Source organism: Rickettsia sp. TH2014 (genome assembly GCF_019249195.1).
Taxonomy (GTDB): domain Bacteria; phylum Pseudomonadota; class Alphaproteobacteria; order Rickettsiales; family Rickettsiaceae; genus Rickettsia; species Rickettsia felis.
In genome coordinates, this window is the sequence record NZ_MXAX01000112.1 from 1 (window position 1) to 9,885 (window position 9,885).

Below are 9,885 nucleotides of genomic sequence, written 5' to 3' on the forward strand. Positions count from 1 at the left end.
TAGTATTTTTAATGTTTTACGTTAAAAATAACATTTTTAACTATTAAATAGTTTTTGTTCATTTTAACTTTGGATAGTTGTGTGATTTATTCACGGGATCCAAAAAAATACTAAACATCTAGTATTTTTAGTTGTTTTCCTGGATACCGTGGTCAAGCCACGGTATGACATCTCTCTTTAGTTAGCAATGCCCTTAATAAAGCAGCTGTTAATTAAAAGTTTGCTTGACTATTTCATACCAACAATTTTCAGGAGCGGCTGCTTTATTGCTAAAACCGCATATAATTAGCCGGTCTTTAACTCTTGTCATTGCAACATAGAGTAGTCTCATATATTCCTGTAAGTCTTTTAATTTTTCAGCTTCTTTCAGATCTTGTAAAAATGCGGGTGTGTCCGCAGCATTAGCAGAAAAAAACATTTCCTCTTTATCGTCCCAAATAAATTTATTGCTACTTACCGGCACAGTAGTAGAATCGCATAATATAACGATAGGAGCTTCAAGCCCTTTAGAGCCATGGACGGTCATTACTCTTATTTTGTCTGAATGCTCCATATCACGTTTGATGTAGATATCGTTATTCTCAAACCAAGCAATGAATCCTTGCAGTGAATTATCTATATCATTTGTATAGTTTTTGCTTAATGTTAATAGTTCATTTATCATATCATCATCGTAAATCTCTCGTAAATTTAGATTATTCACCACTAAATCAAAGAAATTCTCAACAGTAGATATTTTATAAATTTCAATTAGAGAATTTAACTTAGCGTATATTTCTTCACAAGCAGATAGATTATCCCATAAACTACTATTGGTTTTATTTACAAGAAGTTCGTATAATTGTTTTTCGTTCATGCCGATAATCGGTGATTTTAGTAAGCCGGCAAGGTTTAAATCATCATCAGATAATAACACAAATTTAGCTACCGAGATTAAATCCATTATCGTTAGATTTTCCTTAAGGTTAATTCTATCGCTTATCTCAACTTTAAGCTTAGCTTTGCTAAGTTCTTTTATCAGATTATTACTAAACTCGTCTCTTTTTCTTACTAATATCATGAAATCTTTTTCAGATATTCTGCTTGCGGTAGAAGGCAAAATTTCTTTGCTTTTTATTTGTTCTTGTATAAAATTTATGATTTTTTCTATGAGTAAATCAGTGGCGGATTTAGAATTTTTATAATCTTCAGGCAATGCCCAAAAAAGCTCTTCTTGTTTTTCACTCGTTACTAAAGGCCAAATTGTCACTAGACCTTGATGTATACGAAATGAGGATATTAAAGGGTTATCTGAAAGGAATAAACTAGGGTAATTGGATTTTATATTTTTCAAAACATTATGAGTAAATTGTAAAATCTCTGCACATGATCTATATGAGCATTCAAGCGTGACATTTTTGAACTTCTTATTAGCATTTGTAAGATTTGTTTTTAGTTGCTCATTTACTAAGCTAAAATTATGAAGATCCGCTCCTTGAAAGCTAAAAATCGATTGTTTATCGTCACCAACGATAAAGGTACTATTATTTGGCTTATTTGCCGCATTAAACTCCGTTATTAAAGTAGTAATAATATTCCATTGCTGGGGGCTTGTGTCTTGTGCTTCATCGACAAGAATATGATTTATTTCACTCTCCAGCTTATGTAGCAACCATTCATGTGTAGTTTTATTATTCAGTAATTTCTCAGTGTAGTAAATTAGATCATCGTAATCGAGTAAATTATTTTCTTCTTTATAGAAATCGTATTTTTTTAAAATAATATGAGCAAGCTTAGTAAGTAAATTCGTATAATATTCTAGCTCCTCTATGCGACGCAGCTCATCTAATCGGTAAATTTCAGAAGTGATTTTTTCTAGCTCTAACAATAATTTAGGAAATTTTCTTATTAATACTTTCGATAAAAAGCTTTTACGTTTTTTTCCGTCTTTGGTAAAAAAAATTTCTTTCGGTTCTATTTCCAAATCATATTCTGCAAATAAGTTTTTTACCTTATCGTAAATATTATTTAATTCCCCTAACGCTAATCTTTTATTATATATTTCTTTAGGAATTTGCTTATTTATAAATAACTTCTTGAATTTAATTTTCTGCTCAATTATTTCAGTAAAAATATCTTGCAATGTTATTTCATGAAAGCGGTTAAGCAAAATTTTAATTAAGTCATTATGCTCATCACTTAAGTAGATTTCATTTCTGATATTTAGGAAGATATCCTGTAATTTAGTTTCTTCAAGAATCTTAAATTCCGGTGTGATACCTGCTTCTAAAGGAAAAGTTTTAAGGATTTTTTGACAAAACGCATGAATTGTATAGATATTTAAAGACTCATTACTATTTAGTATTTTATCGTATAAAGTTTTTGCGTTTTCTATTTCTTGCGGTAGCGGCTTATTGCCACTCATTAAGAAGAGTTCATTGTCTAATTTTTCTGCATCGCAAAGAGAAAGATGTTTAAGTTTACTATTAATTCTTGCTTGCATTTCTATAGAAGCAGCATTAGTAAAAGTAAGGCATAAAATATTTGCAGGTTCTACACCTGTTATTAACAAACGTAAAAACCGATCGGTTAGGATTTTGGTTTTACCTGTACCTGCTGATGCTGATACCCAAACGGAATAATTAGGATCGGATGCTTGTTGTTGTAGATCACTCATTTTTTCTTTTTTCTATGCGTCCCTAATCGTCATTGCAAGCAGCCGTAGGCTGTGTGGCAATCCCGTTAAATATCCTGAGATTGCTTCGTTAATTACTTACGTAATTTCCTCGCAATGACGGAAAACTGATCCCTACACAGAAATAACATTACGCCTATAAATAATATAAATCACTATTAAAGATACAGCAAGACCAAACCAAGTTAGGGCATATTCTAAATGGTCATTTCTGATTGCTGCTAAATGATTTATTGAAAGAGGTAATAAAATATCTAGATTGCTAATATCTTTTCCTTCCGCAATAATATAAAAATTCTCTAGATTTAATTCTAAGGTTTGAGATGCTTCTTTCAAATCTAAAGTTAGCCACACATTATTTTTTATATCGTTAGCAGGTAAGTAGCTACGAGTTTTTTCAGACGGCATAGTAACACCGATAATCTCATGTTGTTGGTCGTTTGTAGCTTGAGTGATAATATTTTTATTGCGATTACTAAACCAGCCTCGTGCTACTAAAATAACTTTATCTTCTATGGTTTTAAAAGGAGTAACTAAATAATAGCCGTCTTTTTCGCTCGACATTGACCTTCTACCATATAAATATATGTCTTTATTAGGTAAAAATTGACCGGTAATTTTTACTTTATGATAAGGTAAACTATCTTGAATTTCTGCTAAATTAATTGCAGATGAAGTGAGGTTAGTTTGCATTGAGGCTAAGAATAATTTCTTTTCCTTTAAACGGCTAAGCTGCCAAAAGCCTAAGGAAATAAGTATTGTAAACGTGATAAGTACAACAAGGTTTGTTTTCATAGGTAAGTTTAAGGAATGTTGATAATCGTCATGAGCTAAGCGACTACAAAGAGCGTGGCAATCTCATGAAACAATATCAAACTCCTGAGATTGCCACGTCGAGGCTTTGCCTCTCCTCGCAATGACGTTTTACTAAGCAGTTTTTAAAATACTACTAAGAAACTCTTTATGTTTTTGTAGCTCTTCTTTTGTAGGTTTAACAACAATGCCGGCTTCTTTTTTTGGGGCATCTGCACGATTAACCGTTAAGTTATTTATTCCGACAGATTTATCAACCATTTTAAAAGCGAATTGTCTACCACCCGTTAGTTCCACATATACTTCTGCAAGTAATGCCGCATCTTTCAAAGCCCCGTGAAGCTGCCTACCTGAATTATCAACTTTAAATCTTTTACATAATGCGTCAAGATTATATTTTGAGCCTGGAAACATACTTCTAGCCATAACTAGAGTGTCTATAGCATTGGACAGTTCTAAAAGTTTGATTTCTGCTCTTTTTAATAATGATAATTCATGATTTAAAAATTTAATGTCGAAAGGAGCATTATGAATAATAAGTTTGCTATCTGAGATAAATTCTAAAAAATCATCGGCTATTGTATGAAACAAAGGTTTGTCCTTTAAAAACTCACCGGAAATACCGTGAATTCTATAAGCATCAAACGGCATGTCCCGCTCAGGATTAATATAAAAATGAAAATTCCTGCCTGTTAATACCTTATTCACCATCTCAATTGCACCAATTTCGACGATTCGATGACCTTGTCGTGGGTCAAGTCCCGTAGTTTCGGTATCTAAAATTATTTCTCTTAAACTCGACATTCCCAATCCTTTATTATTCTTTTAAAATCGTCATTGCGGGCGGGTATTGTTGCGTAGCTCGATTTATGCCATTCCCGCGTAGGCAGGAATCCAGGGTAAAGCATGTTAGGTGTCCACCCCATGGCTTGACCACGGGGTCCAGAAAAAAACTAACAAAGACTGGATACCGCGATCAAGTCGCGGTATGACAAAGAACTAGATTCCCGCCTACGCGGGAATGACATAAGTACCATACAACAAGCTTACAATTTCCTCGCAATGACGAGAATTAGCTTCTCTATTTGTTTTTCCAAGTCTAACATATCAACGCCGCTATTTATAGCAAAATCTGCTTTTGCTATTTTGCTCTCTTGTGATAGTTGAATTTCTTTGATTTTATTATAAATCTCTATATCAAATGAAGTTCTCGTTATTGCTCTTTGCATTCTTATTTCTTCAGAGCAGTATATTGTTACGACAAAATCAAAATATTTATCAAATTTAGCTTCATAAAGCAACGGTATTTCGGCAAAGCCAAATTTGAAATTAGCATTTTCTTTTTTAAATAAAATGAGTTTATCTATCAGTAATGGGTAAATAAAATTTTGTAATTTTTCTCTAGCTAGGTCGTTATTGTAGATTAAATTTCTGATTTTTCCGATATTGAAAGATTCAAGTTCAGGGAGTAATTTTAAGATTTGAGTTTGCACGCTTAAATCGTGATATAATTCTTTTATACATCTATCGGCACAAAAAGTTTTATATCCTTTTTCTGCTAAATAATCCAAAATAAAAGTTTTCCCCGAAGCATAGCTACCGGTAATACCTATTGCTAACATTTTGTTATAAAAATTTTATGTTCATTAGCGAGTTTTATAGTTAATTCTTCTTCGACTATAATTACGTTATTTTTCTGAATCGCTACTCCTTTGTAATTATATTTAGCAAGATTCTTTATAGTATCAGGGCCAATTGTTGGCATATCTAGTCTGTTATCTTGACCTAATTTCGGTATTTTTACTAATATTCCTCCATAAGGTTTTTTACGCAAATTTGCACATCTAGCTATTAAATTATCTGTCCCCTCAGCAGCCTCTATACCAAGTATGTAGCCATTTTTAACTATAACAGATTGTGCGATGTCGAATGGACTTAGATGATTTAATATTTTTATTCCAAGCTCTATATCATTTTTATGTGAACTCGTAATGGTGGTATCGGTTATAATATTAGAATCACATTGTTGATTTTTATATATTTCGTTACTTGAAATTACTTTAAAACCGTAGCTTTCAAAAAAATCCGCTACTATTTTTAGCAAATTATCATCTCCTCGAATTTTTTGCCCAACTATTTTGCAAAGCAATAAACCACCTATTTTATCTACAGATAAATTTTTAAAATTCGGTCTATTAACTCCGCCTATAAAAATAATATTTTGTACCTCATTATCCTTAAAATATTTTATAGCTTCACCAACCATACCGATTTTTAAAATCTTATATTCAAAATCTTTAATTTGATCTATATCAGCTTCGTCTTTAATCGCCGCTATATAACACTTGCCGCCTTGCTTTGTATAGTTACTTGCTATTAAGTAAGGTAATGAACCTCTGCCTGCGATAATTCCAAGATTTGGTAGCATAATTAAGTTTTTAATTTAGAATTCTAAAAATTTATTATAAGTCCATTTTAAATATAAATCTAGAATTCTTATTTGACCTTTACATTTTAATCAAATTAAGGCATAATATTTGGTGCTAATATAGCTATAGTAATAAACGTAATTTAGAATAGAGGTTGCGGACTCGGGGGCAGTACCCGACGCCTCCACCAATACTCGATGTCATTACTGCGTGGGTGCCAAACCGTCATTGCGAGCGACTGAAAGGAGCGTGACAATCTCAAGAAATTTGACGAGATTACCACGTCGCTTCGCTCCTCGCAATGACGAAGAAACCGAACCACACAAGAATAACACCAAAATCTTGAGGGGGCGAAATAGGATCGACGTACCTAATAAAAAGATTGCTTTTACTCGGGATGATTCCGCCGATGGCTTTTGCCGTATGGGTCAAAACAAAGAAACGCAAACGATAATAATCGTTATGTAGGTGCTCCAGCTTTAGCTGCAGCTTAAGCCTACGCGGCTGGGGGTTTGCCGGGCAACAGAAAAACCTCACATAACTCATATACCTATTTTTATTTTTAGAGTGTATATTTTATTTTTTTCGTATGAATATTGAATATAAAAAATTTGTGAATGAATATATGCTAGAATTTGTAAAAAAAATTCTAACTAAGATTCAGCATGAAAATTTATATTGGGATCAGTTAATATACATATCGTACAGAACCGATAACCCTGCGGTAATTTTACCTTCAAAAGTTAAACAGGCATATCCAAAACAGATAACAATAGTACTTCAATATCAGTTTGAAAATTTAATAGTAAATGATATCGGTTTTTCCTTAACGGTAAGTTTTGACGGTGTTAAAGAAATAATTTATGTACCTTTTGATGCACTTATTAGCTTTGTTGATTCCAATAATAATTACAGTCTAACTTTTAATCAGTCGTTAAATATACAAGAAAATCACCAATATGAAGAGGAAATAAGTAGTAATAAAAGTTATAAAACTTCATTATCTCCAAATCCAAATGTTATAATGTTAGATAAGTTTCGTAACTCTTCTAAACCTAAACCTAGTTAATGCCCATATATGGATTCAAAAGTAGCTATATATACTGATGGTGCATGTGCAGGTAACCCTGGTCCTGGAGGATGGGGTGCTTTGCTTCAATTTAATGATACTAGCAAAGAAATATTTGGGTATGAGTTGGATACGACTAATAATCGTATGGAAATTACGGCAGCACTTGAAGCATTAAGGATTTTAAAAAAATCTTGTAATGTTGAGATTTATACCGATAGTAAATATTTGCAACAGGGAATTACCTCTTGGATTCATAATTGGATAAAAAATAATTGGTGTAAAAGCAACAATGAGCCCGTTAAAAATGCCGATTTATGGCAAAAATTATACGCAGAATTGAGTAAACATACTATTATTTGGAAATGGGTAAAAGGTCATGCAAATAATAGCGGTAATATTGCTGCCGATAAACTTGCAGTGCAAGGAAGAGAAACTGCTATAGAAATTTTAAAATGTCGTGGATAGATAAGTTTTTTATTACTTTTTTTCACAAAAAAGTAGGAGAAGATGAATTTTTGAATCAATATTATGAAAGCCGTAATATTGATTATTTAGGGCGTCAACGGAGGTTTGTTATTTATAAGAATGTAAATGAACCTACAAAAATTCCGCCGAGTTGGCACGCTTGGTTACATCATTTAGTAAATGAGATACCGAAAAATATTCAGCTTTTCCCGTGGCAAAAGAATAATAAAATAGTTAAAAAGCCGCCTAAAACATCAAATCTTAAATATAGTAGATGGCAACCGTAATTAATTAATAAAATATAAAAAAACAATGAAACAAAATATTATTGAAACAATTATCGGCTTTGTAGTATTAATTATTGCTTTACTATTTTTGATTTTTGCCTACAAAACAGGTAGTTCTATAGCTAGCTCAAAAGGTTATCAGGTAACTGCTAATTTTCAGAGTGCAGAGGGTATAGCAGTTGGAAGCGACGTAATGATCTCAGGTATAAAAATAGGTAGTGTAAAGAAAATTAATTTAGATCCTAATAGCTTTTATGCAAGTGTATATCTAAATATTAATGATGATGTTAAAATACCTAAAGATTCTAAAGCCCAAGTAGTCACCAGCGGGTTACTTGGAGGTAAATATATTTCAATTGTACCTGGTAATGATGATGAAAATTTAGCGGCTAATGAAGAGATAAGATATACTCAATCAGCAATTAATATTGAATCATTAATTAATAAAATTGTCTCTTCATTCGGTAGTAAGTTGAAGTAATACGAAATAAAAAACCATCAAATTTAGCTGAATCTAAACTAGATTCGGTTTTTTTATTGTTTCAGCTCTTGTAAAGTGTTTACAAGAGGAGTATCTTATAATTGTAAGCAAAGTAATTTGCTTACAAAATGTAAACTAATAAAGGAGTAAATTATGAAAGAATCAAATTCAAACTCTGCTAAAGAAGATGTCGAAGGTATCAAAAAAGATATTGAAAGCTTAGTTTCAAGATTACGTAATTTGAAAGGTAAATCCGGAGATATTCTAGATGAGCAGTTAGGTCATTTATCATCCGTTATGGAACATTATAAAGATAAAGGAATAGATAAAGGTAAAGCTAATGTAGCGGATTTATGTGAGTCGACACGTGACCACCCTTTGCGGAATCTCGCCTACGCTTTTGGTGCAGGCGTGTTGCTAGCTATTCTTATGAAATAGGTAATTCAATGTTAAAATCTCTAATATATGAATTATTAAAAAGTAGCATTAAGCAAGAAGAGAAATCTTATGGCAAACCATTTGTCTATTTTTTTAATATTCTAGGTTTAGTTTTAATAATTATTGCTAATTATTGTTATTGTTCGGATAGTATGGAATTTTATTTTCTTATGCAAAGCGGAATAATTTCTATTATATCTTCTATGGTTATTGAAGCTGTTAAATGTTATTTAAAATACAAAAATAGATATCGTACTCTAGATTCTTTAAGGTCCAAAAGTAGAGAGTTAGTAGAGAGCATAAGTACGCCGTTTACTGACTTAGTCTCAACTAAGACCTTAATAAGATATTTACCTACGATAATTCGCTATGTTCCAAGTACCATACTGACATTTTTAGTATGTACTTATATTAAAAGAAAATTCTTAAAAAATGTTACATATCCACTTTTAGGTAAGTAGTAATTTATTTCTCGGTTTAGGTATTCTAAACCGAGCTTTAAATAATTCTGTCTTAACTTAACAAATACAGTTTCAATTTTTGTAAGATTCGCTGTGACTATGTCATTCCTGCGAAAGCAGGAATCCAAACAAAAAGTATAAATACAGCAAATTTTTGAAATTAAAGCTTAGGTTATCTTGTTTTATGATGGTTTCTGCTTCCGCAGGAATGACGCCCAGCAGTTTTCTTGAGCCATGCAACAACACTGGTCAAACGAACCAGGTGACAATGAACAGTCACGATTCGTTTATAGCTTCATTAAGCTCACTCTTAAATTAGTTATTCTTCTTTCTTAATTTTTTGGTAAATCTACATTATCTTAGCCAAGTGTATGAAAGTATTTAAGCTTTCTTCGTCGTCTTTAGTCATTATATAAGGCACTTTAATATATATAAGCATTTGATGTGTTTTGCCCGGTATTTTATTTTTCTCTAAAAACGCATATAATTTATGAGTATTGTTATGTTCACCTTGTATACTAAACGCTTTATTTACTGCAACTGATTTATCAGATTTTGATATAAAATCATCAATAAAATAGTTGAAAGGAGCTCCAAATAATTCGCTTAATTGCTCGTCATTTTGAAGTTCTTCATATGATAACGATCTTGCAGTTTTCAACTTAAAATATGATTTAATCATTTCAAGAGCAGAATATCTATCACAGTTATTATTAAGAATTTTATATAACATTTTTTGGTCATGCCTCCATATTGCAGTTACGC

The 9,885-nt window shown here is 31.8% G+C and carries 12 protein-coding genes and 1 other RNA gene; 7 read left to right on the plus strand and 6 right to left on the minus strand.

The window, feature by feature from the left end; genetic code table 11:
* Positions 1-208: 208 nt before the first annotated feature.
* The 5 genes from KYQ89_RS02030 to KYQ89_RS02050 form a co-directional block, all read right to left on the minus strand.
* Complete coding sequence (locus KYQ89_RS02030) at positions 209-2,656, minus strand: UvrD-helicase domain-containing protein (RefSeq protein ID WP_218460193.1); 2,448 nt, start codon at positions 2,654-2,656, stop codon at positions 209-211.
* Positions 2,657-2,788: 132 nt separating this feature from the next.
* Positions 2,789-3,469, minus strand: coding sequence for an SURF1 family protein (locus tag KYQ89_RS02035; RefSeq protein WP_218460194.1), 681 nt, complete (start codon positions 3,467-3,469; stop codon positions 2,789-2,791).
* Between the two features lie 132 nt (positions 3,470-3,601).
* Positions 3,602-4,291: a DNA polymerase III subunit epsilon gene (gene dnaQ, locus KYQ89_RS02040; RefSeq protein WP_218460195.1), complete on the minus strand. Its 690-nt coding sequence runs from the start codon at positions 4,289-4,291 to the stop codon at positions 3,602-3,604.
* Between the two features lie 242 nt (positions 4,292-4,533).
* Complete coding sequence (gene coaE / locus KYQ89_RS02045) at positions 4,534-5,109, minus strand: dephospho-CoA kinase (RefSeq protein WP_218460196.1); 576 nt, start codon at positions 5,107-5,109, stop codon at positions 4,534-4,536.
* Complete coding sequence (locus KYQ89_RS02050; protein WP_218460197.1) at positions 5,103-5,915, minus strand: LpxI family protein; 813 nt, start codon at positions 5,913-5,915, stop codon at positions 5,103-5,105. The genes coaE and KYQ89_RS02050 overlap by 7 nt, the downstream gene beginning before the upstream one ends.
* A 74-nt stretch (positions 5,916-5,989) precedes the next feature.
* Between KYQ89_RS02050 and ssrA the strand changes: the two genes are divergently transcribed.
* The 7 genes from ssrA (at position 5,990) to KYQ89_RS02085 (ending at position 9,120) form a co-directional block, all read left to right on the plus strand.
* Positions 5,990-6,454, plus strand: a transfer-messenger RNA (tmRNA) gene (gene ssrA / locus KYQ89_RS02055).
* A 51-nt stretch (positions 6,455-6,505) separates the two neighbouring features.
* Positions 6,506-6,985 carry an SspB family protein gene (locus KYQ89_RS02060; RefSeq protein ID WP_218460198.1) on the plus strand — a complete coding sequence of 160 codons (480 nt, stop codon included), beginning with the start codon at positions 6,506-6,508 and terminating at the stop codon, positions 6,983-6,985.
* Between the two features lie 9 nt (positions 6,986-6,994).
* Entirely contained in the window at positions 6,995-7,453 is a 459-nt protein-coding gene (gene rnhA, locus KYQ89_RS02065; protein WP_218460199.1) for a ribonuclease HI, read from the plus strand.
* Positions 7,441-7,740 carry an NADH-ubiquinone oxidoreductase subunit NDUFA12 family protein gene (locus KYQ89_RS02070; protein WP_218460200.1) on the plus strand — a complete coding sequence of 100 codons (300 nt, stop codon included), beginning with the start codon at positions 7,441-7,443 and terminating at the stop codon, positions 7,738-7,740. Before rnhA ends, KYQ89_RS02070 begins: the two co-directional genes overlap by 13 nt.
* A 25-nt stretch (positions 7,741-7,765) precedes the next feature.
* A complete protein-coding gene (mlaD, locus tag KYQ89_RS02075) occupies positions 7,766-8,221 on the plus strand; it encodes an outer membrane lipid asymmetry maintenance protein MlaD (RefSeq protein ID WP_218460201.1) in 456 nt (151 codons plus the stop codon).
* 153 nt (positions 8,222-8,374) lie between these two features.
* The gene (locus tag KYQ89_RS02080; protein ID WP_218460202.1) at positions 8,375-8,659 is read left to right on the plus strand and encodes a hypothetical protein; all 285 of its coding nucleotides are present in this window, start codon (positions 8,375-8,377) and stop codon (positions 8,657-8,659) included.
* Positions 8,660-8,667: 8 nt separating this feature from the next.
* Positions 8,668-9,120, plus strand: coding sequence for a hypothetical protein (locus KYQ89_RS02085; protein ID WP_218460203.1), 453 nt, complete (start codon positions 8,668-8,670; stop codon positions 9,118-9,120).
* Positions 9,121-9,469: 349 nt separating this feature from the next.
* Here KYQ89_RS02085 and KYQ89_RS02090 read toward each other — a convergent pair.
* On the minus strand, positions 9,470-9,885 hold a 416-nt coding region (locus KYQ89_RS02090), incomplete at its 5' end, for a hypothetical protein (RefSeq protein WP_218460204.1).